Here is a 20,385-nt window from a genome sequence, read left to right as displayed (position 1 = left end):
TAAAAAGTAATGTACTTCAACCCTAAACATGACGTACGTCACTTTTAGCTTGAAAAGTTTAATCCGTGGCCATCTTTTGCACAAATAAAAGCAACAGTAAGTAAAGGATTCAAGGCATCAACCAGATATGTGCTTTCATAACTCTCCGTTTCACGTCAGGTTATTAGGTGACCGGTATCATTATTTTAGAGGCGTACCGTCCACACCTTTACATCATCAAAAGCAACGACATGAAAAAGCAAGTAAACCCAGTAGCATATCAACCGTACCGTTACAGTATTAAAACATCGCTGTTGCTGTGCCTGTTCCTGGTAGCCTTAATGCTCGCCGTACTTACGGCAAAGGCATCGGATAAGCAGGTTGTTAATAAAACCAACGATAGGGAGCTGTCTGATGAAATTGCCAGGCAGCTTAACGGGCCCAAATTACCTTTGAACTATCCGCTAACAGTAAAACGATTTTACCTACAGCGGCAGTTTACCCAAAATTGGATAGTTAAAGAAGCTGACGCCGGACAAACCTGGGCCGCTATGCTGATGATCGATTGCGTTTTGCAATTTGGCCTTAACCATGTCGATTACCACCCTACCGAATTGTTGTACGGTAAACTTCACGATATGCTGGAACACCCGGACCGCGTGCCCCTGGTTCAAAAGGCACGTTTTGAAATTATCCTGACGGATGCAATGCTATCCTTTACCAATAATTTACACTTTGGTAAATACAATCCGCTTTTCCCAGACTCGAAGATTGATAAGGGTGGGCTTCCTTTTGATGCAATGGAATTACTCAGCAAAGCAATGCTAAACAAGGATTTCATGACGATTATTATCAGCGCTCAGCCGCAAAACAAGCTTTATCAAAACCTGCAAAGCTATATGCATAAAATTGCCGGGGTACAGTTGGATGACTGCTATGAGTTCCCCGAAGCGGATGTACGCAAAATGGCGATTAATATGGAGCGCCTGAGATGGTCGGCTTTAGATACCGTTAATTTTATCCACATTAACGTTCCTTCATACAAGCTTAGCTTTTATCATCGGGGAGCGGTGGATACCTTTAGGGTAATTGTGGGGATGCCGGGCACGCCAACGCCATCTTTAAGCAGTGCGATCAAGTATTTCACCACAACACCGGAAGTGCGGGTTGTGCAGAAAACTTTTGTAAAAGAACTGCTTCCAAAAGCGATACTTGATCCTGCTTACCTGGCAAACAATCATTATGCTATTTACAATAACGGAGGAATGCTGATAACACCCGGTAAAGCCTACTTAAAACTAATTTTAAAAGCTCCGCAGCGATATTATGCTACACAAACCGAAGGTTGCGATAATGCCACCGGACAAATGGTAATGAGTTTTGATAATATTTATGATATATACCTGCACGATACGCCCGAGCAAGACCTGTTTTTTACGAACAACCGTGCATATAGCCACGGTTGCGTGCGCGTGCAGCATATCGTAAACCTTGTTAAGCTGCTGCTGGTAAACGAAAACGCGCAATCTACTGTGACTGCAATGGATAAGGCCGTTGACAAAGGACTGAGAAAGAATTTTTACCTGAAAACCCCAATGCCAATTGATATTACCTACCTCACTTGCGAAATGGTAAATGGCATACTGGTAGTGTATGACGATATATATGGGCTCGATAAAACCCTTGATATGTTAATGTATAGCAAAAACGACCCGACGCTAAAAGTTACTCAAAACTAATTTTTGGGATCTTAAAAAAAACGTTTTTATTATAGTATTTCCTTCGGGGGGACCTAATAAGGCTCCTGGAATGTGCGTAGCAATAGGGCCTGAAAATTCTCGTTGATAATTAATTAAAACAATTACAACATAGTGTGTTGTATACACATGGATAGTTATATGCCACTGAATGTGCTTGTTATAGATGATGATGTTATTAATAATTTCATTTTTGAAAGGCTAACCCTTAAAGTTACAGCAGATATAATGCTTGCGTTTTGTTTAAACGGCGAAGAAGCTATTGACTATTTGCAGTCACTGATAGAAAATGCCAGGACTCTTCCGGATATTATATTTTTAGATCTGACAATGCCTGTAATGAACGGCTGGGATTTCCTGGAAGAATACCACCGTTTAAATTTGGATAGTGTAGTTGGCGCCAAAGTTTATATTATAACATCTTCCATCTTTAACCTGGATATCGAACGCGCTTTGGGCTACGCGATAGTGAAGGACTTTATCACCAAACCTATCAGTACCACTAAACTGGAGCAGATATTAGGCACAGCTAATTCGGCCAGGCTGGAATATTAGATCTTTTTTATAAAGCATTTCTATAGGTTATTTATAAGTGACGCCAATCACTTAACGGGGCAACCCACGTCATTTAATACCTGGTAACATCACCATAGCTTTGCGCATGCAAATACCAACTCCGTTGTTTGCAACCTGTTGCCTATGAAAACGTATCTTATTAATTCTCTTTTAGCAGTTGTTGCAACCTGCGCCTCGTTAACGGGGTGTGCGCAGGTACCGACCAAAAAAATGTCCGGAGGAGCACCACCTGAGCAACAGTACACCGCCATGATCTTGGACAGCGTACAAATTTCAGGCTTTTTTAAGCACTATCCTCTACTAAAAATAAACGAAACCGAGGTTACTGATTTCTACAGGCAGAGGGGGTTTGCCTACGCATGGTTTGAAAACGGGACACTTATTGAGCAGGCGAGCAATTTAATCAGCAGGATCCTGAATTTTAAAAGTGATGGGCTTAGCAAAGCTACCCCCTATCAGCCCGCGCTCGACTCCTTAATAAACCAGGCAGAACCAAATAAAAAGGACCACCAGCCTGATATACAACAGGAACTGATGCTTACCGCCCAGTACTTTAATTTTTCGAAAGCGGTTTATGAGGGCATCGATGTGGCAGCCAGCAAAGCAAGCGGATGGCTATTGCCGAGGAAAAAAGTAGCGTATAGCGCCTACCTCGATAGCTTGTTGAAAGCACCGGGTAAGCAACTATTGGCAAAAGAACCGGTTTACCGCCAATATGAATTATTAAGAACCTTTTTAAGAAAGTATAGCCAGTTACAAGCTAAAGACAAATGGCTCCCCATTATCACCACCAGGAAATGGGCCCTGGGCGATACTGCTTCAACATTGCGATTGATTAGGGCTCGCTTATATAAACTGGAGGATTTTGCCGGCGATACATTATCCAATGCTTACGATGCCCAATTGCAAAACGGCATAAAAGTATTCCAGGACAGGCACGGGCTTACTGTTAACGGGCTTTTAAACAAGGAGACTGTAGCCGAACTGAACGTGCCCTTACAGGCACGGATAAAACAGATATTGGTAAACATGGAAAGGAGCCGCTGGTTGCCGGTAAATTTAAATGCCGATTACGTAGCTGTTAACATCCCCGAATTTAAAATGCATGTTTACCATGCCGATAGCCTGCTGTGGAGTTGCAGCGTAGTTGTTGGTAAAACCCAGCACCCTACAACAGCGTTTTATGGCGAGATACAATACGTGGTGTTTAGCCCTTATTGGAATGTACCACCGGGGATATTAACCAATGAAGTGCTCCCGGGCATAAAGAGAAACAACGCCTATTTATCGGAGCATAACATGGAAATTATAGGGCGCCAGAACGGGTTGCCCCTGGTTAGGCAAAAACCCGGTGATGATAATTCTTTGGGATTGGTTAAATTCCTGTTTCCAAACAGCTATAACATTTACCTGCACGATACCCCATCAAAATCATTATTCGGCGAAACATCCAGGGCGTTTAGCCATGGTTGTATCCGCATAGCCGAGCCCGCTAAATTTGCTGCCTTTTTACTAAAGGACAACGCTAACTGGGACGACACAAAAATCAGCCAAAGTATGCATGCTGGGAAAGAGCGGTATGTAACATTAATTAAAAAAGTACCCGTGTTTATCGCCTACTTTACCGCCTTTGCAGACCGCGGAGGTCACCTTAATTTTAGGAAAGATATTTACAACCTGGACCAACGCCTTGCAGATATGCTGCTGTTAGGGACCAATGTTAATTGAGTGAAAACCTTGGTTGAACCAAAGGTTTTAATATGTGACTAACATCATGGTGTTTGTTGACGGCCATCATCCCTGCCCGTTTTTAATGGGCCACCTTTACGGCACATCAAACAAAACATCCTATGTCAACTTTAACGTTAAACATTCCCGATACCGAGCCACATTTCAGAACAGAGCACGACTCGATGGGCCAGGTGCAGGTGCCTGCCGAAAAGTACTGGGGCGCACAAACCGAACGCTCCCGTAATAACTTCAAGATCGGCCCTAACGCATCTATGCCTGCCGAGATCATTGAGGCTTTTGCCTACCTGAAAAAAGCTGCTGCCTACGCCAATGCCGACCTGGATGTGCTACCTGCGGAAAAGCGCGACCTGATATCAATGGTGTGCGATGAAATATTAGCAGGCAAACTGGCCGATGAATTTCCACTGGTGATATGGCAAACAGGTTCGGGCACGCAATCTAACATGAATTTGAACGAGGTTATTGCAAACCGTGCTCATGTAATGCACGGCGGTTCGCTTGGCGATAGCGAAACGATCATCCACCCCAATGATGATGTAAATAAGTCGCAGTCATCTAACGATACTTTCCCAACGGCTATGCATATAGCGGCTTACAAGATGCTAATCTATGTTACGATACCGGGGATTGAAAGATTGCGCGATACTTTGAAAGCAAAATCAGTGGCTTTTAAGGATGTGGTAAAAATTGGCCGGACCCATTTAATGGATGCTACGCCCCTAACACTGGGGCAGGAAATATCCGGCTATGTATCTCAACTGGATCATGGGTTAAGGGCTTTGGGCAACACGCTCGATCACCTGTCTGAACTGGCACTTGGCGGTTCGGCTGTAGGTACGGGTATGAATACCCCCGAGGGCTATGATGTAAAAGTAGCTGATTATATTGCCCAATTCACCAACCTGCCTTTCCGCACGGCCGATAACAAATTTGAAGCACTATCTGCCCATGATGCTATTGTGGAAAGCCACGGTGCGCTAAAACAAATAGCCGTATCGCTGATGATGATTGCCAACAATATCCGTATGCTGGCATCAGGCCCACGTTGCAGTATTGGCGAGTTGCATTTGCCGGAGAATGAACCGGGGTCGTCAATTATGCCGGGCAAGATAAACCCCACACAAAACGAAGCGGTTACTATGGTGGCCTCGCAGGTGATGGGTAACGATGTCGCCATTACCATTGCCGGCTCCAACGGCCAGTTCCAGCTAAATGTATTTAAGCCGGTTATGGCTGCAAATTTTCTGCAGTCTGCCCGTTTAATAGGCGAAGCGTGCGCTTCCTTTAACGAGCATTGCGCCGCAGGGATAGAACCCAATTACGATGGTATCAAAAAACACCTCGAAGAATCGCTGATGCTGGTAACAGCCTTAAACCCGCATGTGGGGTACGAAAACTCCGCCAAGATCGCCCAAAAAGCAATGCGCGAGAACCTGTCGCTTCGCGAATCGGCCATTGGGCTAAAATTGCTTACCAGCGAACAATTCGACCAGTGGGTAAACCCCGTAAACATGGTCGGCACCCTGTAATACCCCTCTTTAAGTGACCCGCATCATTTTAACCAATGTGCCGGGTCACGTTTTAACCTGCCTTATCACATCACCTTTACAGTAATAAATCAAACGTTCTTTTATCATCTCCATGTGAAAAATTTTACCCTTCCGATCCTCATGATATTTGCCTGTTTACAGGTTTCGGCACAGCAACTAACGGCAACGCCGAAAGTGAATACTGATACCATTAAAAATTTCTCCTCCTACAAAAGGTCTATCACCTTTGCCGGTCTTTTACAGGCAAGATACCTTAGCTCGCTTACCAAAAATGTAGATGTAAACGGCAAGAATTTCGACCCGGCAGCTGCTACGGGTAAAATTACCAACACCTTTATGCTAAAGCGTGTGCGCTTTGTGGTAAAAGGCACCGTAAACGACCACTTTTCGGCGAATTTGCTTGTCAACTTCGCGGAGTTCAGCAGCGATCCGGCTAACAAGGTATTAGAAAATGCTTACGTAAAATACACGTTGAGCAAGTACTTAAATGTGCAGGCGGGCCAATTCAGGCCGTTTTTTGGCATTGAAGATGTTGTACCTAACGATATCATCCGCACGCTGGATTATTCCAATCAATACTACGCCTTTGGTGCAAGCGGCTGGCAGAGCTTCCAAACGGGTGTTGCCATATTTGGTAATATTAATAAGGGTGGCCAACTGCGCTACTATGCAGGGGCTTACAATGGCAACAACCGCAACCAGGCTACCGATAACGACAATACCAAAAACTTTTACGGGCGGCTGGAAGCCGATGTGCTTAAAGGCTTAACCATCGGCGTAAATGCCGCGCAGGGAAGCCTTGGCGCAGGCACCGGCACTGCGCTGGGTATTGACGTAAAGGGCGGCGTAACGCTTAACGACCGATGGGAGTTTTCCTTAGGCGGCGAATATAAAACCGGTACAAACTTCGCTTTATATAATGCTCTAACCGTGAAGCCTACGCTAAGCGATGTGCGGATGCAGGGTTTTTATATATTCCCAATAGTGCGTTACAATTATAACATGCGCAGGGTAAGAGCAATTGAGTTCTCCTCGCGGTACGAATATTTTAACGAGAATTATAGGCTCAACCATAATTCAAGGCAAACAGTTATTCCCAACGTGTCGCTCATCTTCGCTGATGATTTTTATGCCGCGCTGCAATTAGGCGTGTCTATCGACCTTTACCAAAAAAACATACCCCTTACTACTGCTTATAACCACAACCTGGCTTATCTCCAACTACAGGTACGCTTTTAATTTACTATCATGAAAGAGATCAATTTAAAATCGTTCGCCATCACATTGGTGGTTGGCCTGGTTATCTGGTTCATTCCGGCACCCGAGGGCGTTAAATCCAACGCCTGGCATCTGCTCGCTATTTTTGTGGCAACCATTGTGGGTATTATCCTTAAAGCAGCACCTATGGGCACTATGGCCATGCTGGGCATCACCCTTTGCGCGGCAACCCAGGTACTGGCTCCGGGCAAACCAATAGATGCTATTAAAAACGCGCTAAGCGGTTTTGGAAACTCCACTATTTGGCTCATCGGGCTGGCATTTTTTATAGCCCGCGGCTTTATTAAAACAGGGCTTGGCAACCGGCTTGCTTATAATTTTATTAAGCTATTCGGTAAAAGTACGTTAGGTTTAGCTTATGGCTTAAACACGGCCGACCTGATACTGGCACCGGCCATACCCAGTAATACGGCGAGGGCTGGTGGGGTAATTTTCCCCATCATGAAATCCATTGCGGTGAACATGGGCAGCGAGCCGGAGAAACCCGAAACCCATCGCAAGATTGGCGCGTTCCTCACGCTTAGCAGCTACAACGCCAATATGATCACGTCAGTAATGTTTTTAACCGCCACGGCCAGTAACCCGATGGCGCAAAAATTCGCGCACGATCTGGGCGTAGATATCACCTGGGGAAGCTGGGCAATGGCAGCAGCAATACCGGGTTTGGTTTGCTTTATGTTAGTGCCCTTATTTCTTTATAAATTTTATCCGCCCGAACTGAAGCAAACTAAGGAAGCGCCTGCGATGGCCGCGGCCAAGCTAAAGGAAATGGGCAAGATAACCCTACAGGAATGGCTAATGGTAGCCACCTTTATTATCCTGTTGGTTCTTTGGATCTTCGGTAACCTCATGTCTATCGATGCTACTACCGGCGCGCTCATCGGCTTATGTGTTCTGCTGCTTTGCGGCGTACTCACCTGGGAAGATGTAAAATCTGAAAAAGGCGCGTGGGATACCATCGTTTGGTTCTCTGCCTTGGTAATGATGGGCTCTTACCTCAACTCGTTAGGATTGATCGGTTGGTTTGGCCACCTGGTAGGCGGCAGCATGAAGCAGTTCAGCTGGCAACTGGCGTTCCCGCTCATCATACTGGTTTATTCTTACTGCCACTATATGTTCGCCAGTGCAACGGCGCAGGTAGCGGCCATGTATTCCGTGTTTTTAGCGGTTGGTATAGCGGTGGGCATCCCCGGGCCAATGCTTGCTATCTTTTTAGGTGCCTGCCCCACGTTGATGGGTTCTTTAACGCATTACGGGCACGGCCCCGCTCCCATATTCTTCGGCAGCACTTATGTGGATATGAAAGACTGGTGGAAACAGGGCTTTTTTATGAGCGTACTATTCCTGCTGGTTTGGTTCCTGGTAGGCGGTTTATGGTGGAAGGTAATTGGTTTATGGTAACCGATACTAAATTCTTTACAAATAATTATTGCCGATACAATCAATTATGAAACAATCCACCATTCAATATAAACTCGTGATGGCCGGCACGGGGCTGTTCCTTTGTTTTTTCCTGGTGATACATTTGCTGGGCAACCTGCAATTGCTGTTATCCCCTGCCGAGGCTAAAGAACAATTTAACTGGTACTCGCATTTATTGGCGGGGAATATGGGTATCAAGATCATTTCCTGGGTGCTGCTGATCTCCATTATTGCCCATGCGGTTTATGCACTCATCCTGGCACTTAAAACAAAAAAAGCCAATGGTACAAAATACGCTTATGATAAACGGGCTGATGTTAGTCCCTGGACCAGCCGTAACATGGGTCTGCTGGGCACGGTGATCCTTGTCTTTTTAGTAATCCACTTAAAAGATTTTTGGTATGTGTCCGATTTCACCACGATGACACTTGATAAGCAAGGGTATAAGGATATGTATTCGGTAGTGGTATTAACCTTTCATGAATGGTGGTACGTGCTTATTTATGAGGTATCCTTTATCGCTGTAGGCTTTCACCTGTTGCATGGCTTTTTCAGCGCAGCCCGTACGCTGGGCCTTTACCATCCCAAATATGTAAAACTGGTACGTTATACCGGATGGGTTTACACCGCTTTTATTACCGGCGGCTTTATGCTGATACCCATTGTTGTTTATTTTAATAACTGATCACCATGTTAGAATCAAAAATACCCGAAGGCAACCTTGCCGATAAGTGGGACAATTATAAAGAACACGTAAAACTGGTAAACCCGGCTAACCGAAAAAAGCTTGACGTAATTGTGGTGGGCACCGGTTTGGCAGGCGCGTCCTGCGCGGCATCGCTTGGCGAACTGGGTTATAATGTTAAGTCGTTCTGTTTCCAGGATTCGCCGCGCCGGGCGCATAGTGTTGCAGCGCAAGGCGGGGTAAACGCAGCCAAAAATTATAAAAATGATGGCGACAGCGTTTTTCGCATGTTTTCTGATACCATAAAAGGCGGCGACTTCCGATCTCGCGAAGCCAACGTTTACAGGCTGGCAGAATGTTCTGCCAACCTGATAGACCAGGCCGTGGCGCAGGGCGTTCCATTCGCGAGAGAATACGGCGGCTATTTAAACAACCGTTCCTTTGGTGGTGTGCAGGTTTCCCGAACCTTTTATGCACGCGGCCAAACCGGACAACAGCTGTTATTAGGAGCGTACCAGGCATTAATGCGGCAGGTTGGTGCAAACAAAGTAAAAACCTACACCCGCCATGAGATGCTGGACCTGGTGGTGATAGACGGTAAAGCCAAAGGCATTATCACCCGCGATTTGGTGACCGGCGAGATAGAACGCCACGCCGCGAATGCAGTAGTATTGGCAAGCGGCGGATATGGTAAGGTGTATTACCTCTCTACCTTGGCTATGGGCTGCAATACATCTGCCATTTGGCGGGCGCATAAAAAGGGCGCGTACATGAGTGGCGTTAGCTGGATCCAGTTCCACCCTACCTGTTTGCCGCAATCGGGCGAGCATCAATCCAAGTTAACGCTGATGTCGGAATCTTTACGCAACGATGGGCGCATCTGGGTGCCTAAAAAAGCCCGCGATGAACGCAAACCAAACGATATTCCCGAAGATGAAAGAGATTACTATTTGGAACGCCGTTATCCAACTTTCGGCAATTTAGCCCCTCGCGATATCTCATCGCGCGCTGCCAAAGAGCGTATAGATGCAGGTTGCGGGGTTGGTGTGATGAAAAACGCCGTGTTCCTTGATTTTTCAAAAGCCATCAAAGAGCAGGGCAAGGAAAAGATAAAAGAGAAGTACAGCAACCTGTTTAAGATGTACGATAAGATAAACGCTGTAAACGCTTACAATGAGCCCATGCTCATTTCGCCTGCGGCACACTTTACCATGGGCGGGCTTTGGGTTGATTATGAATTGATGACGACGATACCCGGCTTATTCGCGTTAGGCGAGGCCAACTTTGCCGACCATGGCGCAAACCGGCTTGGCGCAAACTCTTTGCTGCAGGCCTCGGTAGACGGTTATTTCATCGCGCCCTACAGCATCCCCAATTATTTAGCCGGCGAATTAAAAGCCGAAAAGATTACCACCGATCACCCCGCATTTGCCGAGGCGGAGCAAGTGGTAAAAAAACAATTGCAGCAGTTTTTAAACATCAACGGGCACCTCTCTGCCGACCATTTCCATAAAACCTTAGGCAAATTGCTTTATGATGGCTGCGGGTTATCCCGGACAAAAGATAGTTTAGAAAAGGCAATCGTATCTATCAAAACACTACGCGACCAATTCTATAAAGAACTAAAAATAACAGGTGATCATACCATAAACAGTGAATTGGAAAAAGCAGGTCGCGTGGCCGATTATCTTGATTTGGGCATACTGATGTGCGAGGATGCTTTAAGCCGCGAAGAATCCTGCGGGGCGCATTTCCGTGAAGAATACCAAACCCCGGACGGTGAAGCGTTGCGTAACGACCATGATTATTGCTATGTATCCGCATGGGAATGGAAAGGCGCTGATGCTCAACATGAACTACATAAAGAGCCCCTGGTATTTGAAAACGTATCATTAACCGTAAGAAGCTATAAATAATTCCCGATCATGAAAATATACTTGAAGATATGGCGGCAGGATAACCCCGCATCACCCGGCCAAATGAAGGATTATCAACTGGATGATGTATCGCAGGATATGTCATTCCTGGAGATGATGGACCTGCTGAACGAATCACTGATACAAAAAAGCGAACGCGTGGTAGAATTTGACCACGATTGCCGCGAAGGCATTTGTGGGCAATGCGGTATGATGATAAACGGACGCGCGCATGGCCCACTTACCCATACTACTACCTGCCAGTTACACATGCGGAGTTTTAAAGATGGAGACACTATATACATCGAGCCGTTCCGTGCTGCTGCATTCCCAATCGTTCGCGATTTAAAAGTTGACCGTAAGGCATTCGATAAAATCATCCAGGCAGGCGGTTTTATTTCTGCCTCAACCGGCGAAACTCCGGAAGCAAACGGAATATTGATAGCACACGCCATTGCAGAGGCTGCATTTGATGCCGCGGCATGTATTGGTTGCGGGGCTTGTGTGGCTACCTGTAAAAATTCCAGCGCCGATCTGTTTACCTCCGCAAAAATTACCCAATTGGCTTTATTACCACAGGGACAAATTGAACGGACGGAACGTGTAATTGCCATGGTAGATCAAATGGATGCCGAGGGCTTTGGCCATTGCAGCAATACCGAAGCTTGCGAAGTGGAATGCCCGCAGGAGATCTCTGTACTGCACATCGCCAGGATGAACTATGAGTATAACAAGGCTCAATTGGTTCAGCATTGACATTTAAAGCCATGATACTAACCATAATAATTTTGACTGGATTTTTAGCATTTGTATTTGCTGCAAAGACCAGGGCCTCGATCCAGTTTCACAAACAAGTGAAACGGTTGTTCTCTTTATCAGAAACTTCGGGAAATGTATTTCAATACAGTCAGTTAGAAGGTTTGCCGGCCCCCGTTCAACGATACTTTAAGCATGTGTTGACGGACGGGCAGCCATATATTAATTATGTTCGCTTAAAGCACAGCGGAAAATTTAAAACTGGCCCCGGGAAAAAATGGATAAATATTGTTGGTGAAGAATATTTCACCACCGCCATCCCCGGATTTTTATGGAAATGTGAAACGACAACGTTTACTGCTAAAGACTTTTATATTAACGGAAGCGGCGGTCTAAATGTAAGTTTATTTAGTATTTATCCTATAGTAAATGGCAGAGGCCGCAATTTCGATCAGGGTGAGCTCCTACGGTGGCTTGCGGAAAGCGTATGGTTCCCTACAAATCTTTTACCGAGCGAAAACCTGAGATGGGAGGATATAGATAGCAAAACCGCTAAGCTAATATTTCAATACCAGGGGCTACAAGTGTACTATATCGTTTCTTTTAATGAGGCAGACGAGATCATTCAACTTGAAACCAGGCGGTATATGGGTGATACCGGCTTAGAAACATGGCTGGCCAAACTCTCGGATTACCATAGAATAAATGGCGTATCTATCCCTTACGCTACCGAAGCCATTTGGCAATTGAAGGAAGGCGCACTAAGTTACGCCAGGTTCCAGTTAACGAATATCCAATACAATAATCCAAAAGCATTTAATAATTAGGCGCTATGAAAAACCAAAAAACGATATTATTGTTAACCGATTTTACAAAACGGGCAGGGCGGGCCGCAGACTTTGCGTTGGAACTTGCTATAAGCAACACCGCTAATTTGTTAATATACAATTCCATTATTTCTATTGAAGCTTCGGTAATAACGGGTGAACGGCGGTCTGCAGAAAGTGAAATTGCAGCAAAGACGAAAAAAAGCACCAATCTGTTAAGTCAGTTAGCCGGGCATCTAAAATCGAAATTGACAAGCGAGCAGCAATCGGCTATCAATATCAAATGCAAAAAGGGTATGGGCCCGGTGGTAGAAACTATCTTGGAACTGGTGGCCGAAAATAAAATTTGGATAGTTGTAATGGGCAACCACGTGGAAAATGCGATAGCTACATCCTACTTTGATAGTAACATTCCACCGGTAATGAATAATTGTGGCTGTCCGTTAGTTTTGGTTCCTTAACAAGCCAGTGGCTGAGGCTCCACAATTCTTACTACTTTCTATTTCATATCATCTACCTTAAATAACTTGTTTTCATCGAATTGCGTTTTATAAAATTGTTGATATTCCCTGAATGATATATTAATCGGCACCGAATTTACCCGATACCTATCAATACTCAGTAGCGCCAACGTCAACAGAACCAGTGGTTGGGCGTACCCTACCATAATAATCCACACTAACACCGTACGCCAACACACTAATTCCCTTGTTATTAACCGGCGACTTAGCAGTTAAATGAAAGTCATCCGCGTTAAAATTCTTAAACTTCACCTCGCTTATAGTTTTAGCTATATAATTATTTGATGCTGTTAGTTTAACATCGGTATCCATGCGGTTTATCGCGTTAGCAGCTATCGGCAAAACAAAAAGATTATTAATAACCGTATTCATTGGGATGCTTTCAGAATTCAACCTTATCCCATACGCACCGGGATTAATGATGGTATTGTTGATAAATTCAAAATGCGGGCCGGGGGTGTATCGCGAATCTGCGAAAATGCCATGGTCGCCAGTATTGATAATGATGTTATCGTAAACTACATTATCGCCAAGTCCCAAAACAATAATGCCATTACCGGGTGCGTTTTTAACAAGGTTGCGGTAGCATTTTCCGCCGGTGCCCTCCCCTATTTGTATGCCATTATTTTGCCCGCTTGCAAAAGGCGATAAACCGGGCGATCTTACTACATTCTGATACACCTCGCAGTTCAAAGTAGCGCTGCCAACCTGGATGCCCTCGCAACCCGTAGAATCTGTTAAGTTGTTATATACTTTTAGGTTAAGCACATCGTGCGGCATAACCGTGCCGCAGGCAAGCTGCCTGCCTTCGGCGTAAAAAGAGTTACCAATATACAAACCTTCGCCGCCTGTTTTGTGTACGTAATTATCGTGGATCAACACGTTATCCATTATAAAATGCCCGCGCCAGGTGGCCTCATCGCAGGATGGATCGGTTTTGGCCATGATACCCGCAAAACCGCTGTTGCGCACCTCAACATTCGCTATCTCAAAGTCAGAACTCAGGTCGTCCATCGTCATGCCAATGTTGCCGCCATTTACATCAAAGCCGTATTTAATACCAGCCACGCCATTGCCAAGCACCTTAAAATATTGGCAATTTTGGGTTTTAAAACCGTAAGAAGCGGTAACGTCGGCAGAAAAGGTAACCCTCCCCCCTTTATTTACAACAATAATAGGGCTGGTTATAGTGCCCTTAAAATTTTTGAGCAGCAGCGAGCCGCGGGTTCCGGCGGGGACATAAATAATTGTACCAGGGGCCATGTTGGTTCCATCAACAAACCACTCGTTGGGCTGCACGGTGTAGGTGCCAATAGCAACAACACCTTCTTGCAGAACTCCCTTCGTCGGTTTTTTAGCTAAGGCCGAAGCCTGATTTTTTTCAATAACGATCGCGTTTTTTGTACACATCGTAAAAAATGATACAATTGCAACAGCCGCAGTAATGCGCAAAAGGTAGATTTTGATCTTCATTTGTAAATTATTAGCACGGGTAAAAAACACAAATCGAACGGCCATTACAACCGATAGCTCTAATAGCGTTGTATACGGCACCTTTGATAAATGGTTGCTATTTTTTTCGTGGGTGTTAATAAAAACACCGGGTTGAGACGGGAAGGAAAATAAAATTTAGCTACAGTTGAATTCATGTAACTACCAATAGAAATAGGCTGTTATTGAGGACGGTAGGATAATTGGGGCGAAACTCTTTAGAATGGCGTAATTGGCATACGCAACGTCTAACTTTCCAGGCCGGGAGGCGAGCTTTTAATACTCTGTTGCCCCAATATCAAAGCCGTTGGCAGAGGTGCGTGCCTTGCCAAAAAAATCAAAGCTTACGCCGTAAATAAGCACATCAGCACCGGCGTTTATTAATGGCGAAGTTGACTGCAAATGATAATCGCCCGCGCCATAGTTCACAAACTGGCAGGCATTTACATCCCTACTCGTATAGTTATTCAGACTGATAAGTTTTACACTTTTGCTTTTCCTGTTTACGGCAATACCGGTTCCGGGTATTATGATAACGTTATTGATAACGGTGTTCATGGGGATGGTTTCGGAGTTTAATTTGATCCCATCCAAAGCGGGGGCAATGATGGTGTTGTTGATGAATTGAAAATTCGGCCCCGGCGTATACCTCGAATCTGCAAAAATACCGTGCCCGCCGGAATTTAGGATATAGTTATTATATACCAGGTTATCTCCCAAGCCAAGAACAATAATGCCGTTGCCCGGCGCATTTTTGATAAGATTGTTATAGCATTTGCCGCCCGTGCCTTCTCCTATCTGGATCCCGTTATCCTGCCCGGCAGCAAAAGGCTTTAAGCCCGGCGATTTAACCGTATTGTTATAAATTTCGGCCCCTACTGTCGCGCTCCCAACCTGGATGCCTTCACAACCTGTGGAATCGACAATATTGTTGTATACCTTAGCATTCACTACATCGTGTGGTAAAACGTTACCGCAAGCAAGCGAAACCCCATCGGCATAAAAGGAATTACCTATATAAAAACCTTCTCCGCCTGTTTGGTGTACATAATTATCGTGGAGAATAACATTGCTCATGGTAAAGTGCCCGCGCTGGGTGGCTACATCGCAGGAAGGGTCGGTTTTTGCCATAATGCCGGCAAACCCGCTATTTCGCACCTCTATATTGCCTATTTCCAGTTCGGTGCTCCGGTCGTCCATCGTAACGCCAATGTTGGCACCGGTAATGTCTATACCATATTTAACGCCCGAAGCGCCGTTGCCCAGAATCTTAAAGAACTGACAATTCTGCGCCTTTAACCCGTATGATGCTGAAGCCGTAGCCGATATAGTCACCTTACCGCCCTGGTTAATCACCGTGATAGGCTTATCTACCGTGCCTTTTATATTTTTCAGCAGCAGAGCATCGCGCTTACCTGCGGGGATATAGATGATAGCGCCAGCGGGTACAGCAGCGGCATCGAAAAACCAATCGGCAGGTTTTATAGTGAAGGTTGGGATAGAGGGTACAATTGGCGGTGTGATAGAAGTTTCCGTAGTATCTTTCACCGTTTTCACAACGGGCGTTTTAACCGCGTCGGTTTTTTTGGCACACATCACCAAGGACGTAATTAAAAATACACCTGTAATACAATGCATTAAGTAAATTATGTTTTTCATTTAAGTTTAAACCGGCCCGCAGTAGTTATTCTTATCAGGAGTAAAAATAACTATTAGTCAGGAGCATTCGCTATGCTGCAATGCAGTTTTCTTATACGTAGTTTTTGGGGAATTGTTGCCTTGAGGAGATTTGTCTTAACTCGATTTTGTCGGATTATTGGAATTTAGAGGAAGACTCTTTTTGGTTGTTAAATTCCAACAATTCGGTAATTCCATAAACTTGGGGTAAGGCGATAAAGCTAACTGATTTGGGCGTTGCCTTCGGCCGGGCTCTACGCTGCAACTCCTCATTCCACGCTGCTGATAGAAGCAGCGCTACATTCCGGGGTTTCCACTGCGATCCTTAACGCGGGATTGGCTAAACTCGAATTTGTCGAATTAATTGGAATACAGAAAGGAGGTTTTAGTTTTTTTAAATTCTGACCATTTGGTAATTCTTAAAATTCGAGTTCAGACAATAACTGCCCACAGCAACTGCTACCTAACCTCCTGGCACAGCTCCACCAAAACCCCGTTCGCGCTCTTCGGGTGCACAAAACACACCAACTTATTATCCGCGCCGCGTTTCGGTTTATCATTCAACAGCACAAAGCCTTCAGCTTTTAAACGGGCCATTTCGGCTTCTATATCTGTAACATCAAAGGCGATATGGTGGATGCCCTCCCCTTTTTTCTCCAGAAATTTGGCGATGGGGCTATCGGCAGATGTAGCTTCCAGCAGTTCTATTTTATTGGGGCCGCTTTGCAAAAAGGCGGTATTTACGCCTTCGGAGGGCACTTCCTCGGTTTTATAAACAGATGTATTCAGCAGCAGTTCGTAGATATTTTTGGCGGCTTGCATGTCCTTTACTACAATGCCTATGTGCTCTATCTTGTTCATGTCCAAATATTGTAAATTATTGGCATCAAAATGCATTTTATAGGGCTTGTAAACTATTAAAGTAAAAGTTTGCGTATATTTGTGTTGTTAATTTTTAACCATGAACATCCCAATTTATTTAGATAACAACGCCACCACACCAATGGACCCCCGGGTGCTGGAAGCTATGCTGCCGTATTTTAACGAAAAGTTTGGTAATGCGGCAAGCCGTAACCACCCTTTTGGCTGGGTAGCAGAAGAAGGCGTTGATTATGCACGCGAGCAGGTGGCCAAACTGATAGGCGCTTCAGAAAAAGAGATCATTTTTACTTCGGGCGCTACCGAATCAGACAACTTGGCTATCAAAGGCGTGTTTGAAATGTATAAAGAAAAAGGCAACCACATTATTACCGCGGTTACCGAGCATAAAGCAATATTAGATGCCTGCAAACACGTTGAAAAACTTGGCGGTAAGGTTACTTATCTTGCTGTAAAAGAAGACGGTTTGGTAGACCTTGCCGTACTGGAAGCCGCCATGACGCCGGAAACCATCCTGGTATCTATCATGTATGGCAACAATGAAATTGGTGTAATTCAACCTGTTAAAGAAATTGCCGCTATTGCCCACAAGTATGGCGCTTTGTTTATGACGGATGCTACCCAGGCTGTTGGTAAAATACCTGTTGATGTTATTGCTGATGGTATTGACCTTTTAGCGATGTCCGCACATAAAATGTACGGTCCTAAGGGCGTTGGCGCATTATACGTACGCCGTAAAGGACCACGTGTAAAAGTTACCGCGCAAATGGACGGTGGCGGTCATGAGCGCGGTATGCGTTCTGGTACCCTAAACGTACCTGGTATTGTTGGCTTGGGTAAAGCCTGCGAAATTGCCGGTTTGGAAATGGAAAGCGAAGCGATCCGCTTATCTGCCCTGCGCGATAAACTGGAAAGTGCTTTAACCGTTTTAGAGGAAAGCTATGTAAACGGTAACGTAGAACACCGCTTGCCGCATGTAGCCAACATCTCTTTTAAATATGTTGAAGGTGAAGGTTTAATGATGGCGATGAAAGACCTGGCGGTATCGTCTGGTTCTGCCTGTACGTCAGCATCGTTGGAACCATCATACGTACTGAAAAGCCTTGGCTTATCGGACGATTTGGCACACTCATCTATCCGTTTTGGTTTAGGCCGCTTTACTACCGAAGAAGAAGTTGATTACGCTGTAGAAGTAACCAAAACAGCTGTTACAAACCTGCGCAACATGTCGCCACTTTGGGAAATGTTTAAAGAAGGCATCGACCTGGACTCGATTGAGTGGGCGGAACACTAAAGATAGATGTGCAGATATGCAGATGAAAAATGCGCAATTGATTAGAATTTAAAATTTGAAACATAGAAAGTATTAAGGCTTTTGACTTTTTACTTTTGACTTAATACTTAAAAACATGGCTTATTCAGATAAAGTTATCGACCATTACACTAACCCCCGCAACGTGGGCACGTTAGATAAAAGCAGCCACAAAGTGGGTACCGGCCTTGTTGGTGCGCCCGAGTGCGGCGACGTAATGCGTTTACAAATACAGGTTGATGAAAACAACATCATCACCGACGCGAAATTTAAAACATTTGGCTGTGGTTCGGCTATCGCTTCTTCATCTTTAGCTACAGAGTGGCTTAAAGGTAAAAGCGTAGATGACGCCATGAAAATTGACAACATGGATATCGTAGAAGAGCTTGCTCTTCCACCGGTTAAGATCCACTGTTCTGTTTTGGCAGAGGATGCTATTAAAGCAGCCATCAACGATTTCCGCGTAAAAAACGGCATGGAGCCAATTGTGCTTGAAAAATCACATCACTAAATTTTGGTGAGTATTGAGTAGAGAATAGTGAGTGGTTTTTATTACTTAACTATTCTCTACTCACTACTCTCAACTCACTACTTACTATGGTAACTGTAACTGATAAAGCAAAATCTAAAATAGATAACCTGATGCAGGATAGCGGGCTTGATGCCTCTTATTTCCTGCGGGTATCTGTACAGGGTGGCGGCTGCTCGGGTTTATCCTACAACCTCGATTTTGATAACGAGGAAAAGAAGGGCGACCAGTTTTTTGAAGACCGCGGCGTACGTTTCGCGCTGGATATGAAATCATTCCTGTACCTTGCCGGTACGGAGTTGGATTTCAGCGACGGTTTGAACGGTAAAGGCTTTAACTTCCATAACCCAAATGCAACCCGCACCTGCGGTTGTGGCGAAAGTTTTTCGGTATAAGCACCGTTTGCTAACAATATTAAAAGGCTCCGCTTGCGGGGCCTTTTTTGGTTTAATTACATCATCATAGCGATGGGTTTAAAACCCATCGCTATGATGATGTAACCGCTACGAACGGAATAGTACAAATCTCCCCTGTCCCTTGTTTCCCTTTCTGCAATTCCTTATCTTAACGGCATTAATCTCAACACAATGCCTATCAAGCCCTTATTAACATTTTGCGCATTGCTTTGCGCCTCATTCTCTTACGCCCAACAAAAGGGCTACTACCGCACCCCTGCCCTGCATGGCAACACCGTTGTATTCACCGCAGAGGGCGACCTTTGGAAGTACGACATCGGCACCAACCTATCTACACGCTTAACTACTAATGATGGTGTAGAACAAAACCCCGCCATATCGCCGGATGGCAAACAACTGGCCTTTTCGGGGCAGTACGAAGGCGTATCCGAAGTTTACCTGATGGATATTAATGGCGGCGTGCCGCGCAGGCTTACTTACGGCTTAGATAATTCTATGTTTATTTCCGGCTGGACAAAGGATGGTAAAATCCTGTACCGAAGCGAAGGGCATACACAACTACCCCTACCCCAGCTCATAAAACTTGACCCCGTTTCACTCAAAAAAGAAAACCTGCCGCTATGGCAAGCCTCTATCGGCACCTATGACGAAGACGGTATTTTATATTTCACCCGTTTCCCCAACCAGGGCAGCAAAACCAAACGCTACAAAGGCGGCTTGATTGAACAGGTTTGGAAATTCGACGGCAAGAATGAAGCTAAAAGCATCACCGGCGATTTTGAAGGCACCAGCACCAGCCCTATGTATTATAACGGAAGGGTTTATTTTCTGTCGGACAGGGATGGGACGATGAACCTGTGGTCGGTTGATAAGGACGGTAAAAGCATCAAACAGCATACCTTTTCAAAAGGCTGGGATTTGCAAACCGCATCTATAGATGGTTCCAGGATAGTTTATCAAAAAGGAGCAGATATTTGGCTTTACGATACCGGCACCGGTAACGAAAAGCTGCTGGACATTACCTCGTTTCTGATTTTGGGCAGCGTAAACTCAAATGGATAA

The 20,385-nt window shown here is 45.1% G+C and carries 18 protein-coding genes; 15 read left to right on the top strand and 3 right to left on the bottom strand.

Translation table 11 applies throughout. The features are described 5' to 3' along the window. Nucleotides 1-230 precede the first annotated feature (230 nt). From EPL05_RS06760 to EPL05_RS06710, 11 genes are all read left to right on the top strand, one after another. Complete coding sequence (locus EPL05_RS06760) at nt 231-1,718, top strand: L,D-transpeptidase scaffold domain-containing protein (protein ID WP_128533197.1); 1,488 nt, start codon at nt 231-233, stop codon at nt 1,716-1,718. A gap of 147 nt (nt 1,719-1,865) precedes the next feature. Beyond that, the gene (locus tag EPL05_RS06755) at nt 1,866-2,291 is read left to right on the top strand and encodes a response regulator (protein WP_128533196.1); all 426 of its coding nucleotides are present in this window, start codon (nt 1,866-1,868) and stop codon (nt 2,289-2,291) included. 144 nt (nt 2,292-2,435) lie between these two features. Then, nucleotides 2,436-4,040, top strand: coding sequence for a L,D-transpeptidase family protein (locus EPL05_RS06750; RefSeq protein ID WP_128533195.1), 1,605 nt, complete (start codon nt 2,436-2,438; stop codon nt 4,038-4,040). Between the two features lie 122 nt (nt 4,041-4,162). Beyond that, the gene (gene fumC, locus EPL05_RS06745; RefSeq protein WP_128533194.1) at nt 4,163-5,593 is read left to right on the top strand and encodes a class II fumarate hydratase; all 1,431 of its coding nucleotides are present in this window, start codon (nt 4,163-4,165) and stop codon (nt 5,591-5,593) included. A gap of 114 nt (nt 5,594-5,707) precedes the next feature. Next, nucleotides 5,708-6,853, top strand: coding sequence for a porin (locus EPL05_RS06740; protein ID WP_243837236.1), 1,146 nt, complete (start codon nt 5,708-5,710; stop codon nt 6,851-6,853). A gap of 9 nt (nt 6,854-6,862) precedes the next feature. Continuing rightward, nucleotides 6,863-8,293, top strand: coding sequence for an anion permease (locus EPL05_RS06735; RefSeq protein ID WP_128533193.1), 1,431 nt, complete (start codon nt 6,863-6,865; stop codon nt 8,291-8,293). Between the two features lie 46 nt (nt 8,294-8,339). Continuing rightward, a complete protein-coding gene (locus EPL05_RS06730; protein WP_128533192.1) occupies nt 8,340-8,999 on the top strand; it encodes a succinate dehydrogenase cytochrome b subunit in 660 nt (219 codons plus the stop codon). A 5-nt stretch (nt 9,000-9,004) separates the two neighbouring features. Then, the gene (locus tag EPL05_RS06725) at nt 9,005-10,915 is read left to right on the top strand and encodes a fumarate reductase/succinate dehydrogenase flavoprotein subunit (RefSeq protein WP_128533191.1); all 1,911 of its coding nucleotides are present in this window, start codon (nt 9,005-9,007) and stop codon (nt 10,913-10,915) included. A 9-nt stretch (nt 10,916-10,924) separates the two neighbouring features. Beyond that, on the top strand, nt 10,925-11,671 hold the full coding sequence (locus EPL05_RS06720; RefSeq protein ID WP_128533190.1) for a succinate dehydrogenase/fumarate reductase iron-sulfur subunit: 747 nt from the start codon (nt 10,925-10,927) through the stop codon (nt 11,669-11,671). A gap of 32 nt (nt 11,672-11,703) precedes the next feature. Continuing rightward, complete coding sequence (locus EPL05_RS06715) at nt 11,704-12,498, top strand: DUF6544 family protein (protein WP_243837235.1); 795 nt, start codon at nt 11,704-11,706, stop codon at nt 12,496-12,498. A gap of 5 nt (nt 12,499-12,503) precedes the next feature. Then, nucleotides 12,504-12,959, top strand: a complete 456-nt coding sequence (locus EPL05_RS06710) for a universal stress protein (RefSeq protein WP_128533188.1) — start codon at nt 12,504-12,506, stop codon at nt 12,957-12,959. 150 nt (nt 12,960-13,109) lie between these two features. Here EPL05_RS06710 and EPL05_RS06705 read toward each other — a convergent pair whose 3' ends face one another. The 3 genes from EPL05_RS06705 to mce all read right to left on the bottom strand — a co-directional run bounded on the left by EPL05_RS06705 (nt 13,110) and on the right by mce (nt 17,048). After that, nucleotides 13,110-14,492: a right-handed parallel beta-helix repeat-containing protein gene (locus EPL05_RS06705; protein WP_166727650.1), complete on the bottom strand. Its 1,383-nt coding sequence runs from the start codon at nt 14,490-14,492 to the stop codon at nt 13,110-13,112. Between the two features lie 294 nt (nt 14,493-14,786). Next, nucleotides 14,787-16,169 carry a right-handed parallel beta-helix repeat-containing protein gene (locus tag EPL05_RS06700; RefSeq protein ID WP_128533186.1) on the bottom strand — a complete coding sequence of 461 codons (1,383 nt, stop codon included), beginning with the start codon at nt 16,167-16,169 and terminating at the stop codon, nt 14,787-14,789. A 477-nt stretch (nt 16,170-16,646) separates the two neighbouring features. Beyond that, nucleotides 16,647-17,048 (bottom strand): methylmalonyl-CoA epimerase, encoded by a 402-nt coding sequence (gene mce, locus EPL05_RS06695; protein ID WP_128533185.1) that lies wholly within the window; start codon nt 17,046-17,048, stop codon nt 16,647-16,649. Nucleotides 17,049-17,148: 100 nt separating this feature from the next. Here mce and EPL05_RS06690 point away from each other — a divergent pair, with 100 nt between their 5' ends. The 4 genes from EPL05_RS06690 to EPL05_RS06675 all read left to right on the top strand — a co-directional run bounded on the left by EPL05_RS06690 (nt 17,149) and on the right by EPL05_RS06675 (nt 20,385). After that, nucleotides 17,149-18,360, top strand: a complete 1,212-nt coding sequence (locus EPL05_RS06690) for an IscS subfamily cysteine desulfurase (protein ID WP_128533184.1) — start codon at nt 17,149-17,151, stop codon at nt 18,358-18,360. A 115-nt stretch (nt 18,361-18,475) separates the two neighbouring features. After that, nucleotides 18,476-18,889 carry a Fe-S cluster assembly scaffold IscU gene (iscU, locus tag EPL05_RS06685; protein ID WP_128533183.1) on the top strand — a complete coding sequence of 138 codons (414 nt, stop codon included), beginning with the start codon at nt 18,476-18,478 and terminating at the stop codon, nt 18,887-18,889. 86 nt (nt 18,890-18,975) lie between these two features. After that, entirely contained in the window at nt 18,976-19,302 is a 327-nt protein-coding gene (locus tag EPL05_RS06680) for a HesB/IscA family protein (protein WP_128533182.1), read from the top strand. A gap of 192 nt (nt 19,303-19,494) precedes the next feature. Next, nucleotides 19,495-20,385 (top strand): PD40 domain-containing protein, encoded by an 891-nt coding sequence (locus EPL05_RS06675; RefSeq protein ID WP_128533181.1) that lies wholly within the window; start codon nt 19,495-19,497, stop codon nt 20,383-20,385.

The organism is Mucilaginibacter gilvus, assembly GCF_004054195.1.
GTDB lineage: Bacteria > Bacteroidota > Bacteroidia > Sphingobacteriales > Sphingobacteriaceae > Mucilaginibacter > Mucilaginibacter gilvus.
This window is presented reverse-complemented; position numbering and strand designations above follow the sequence as displayed.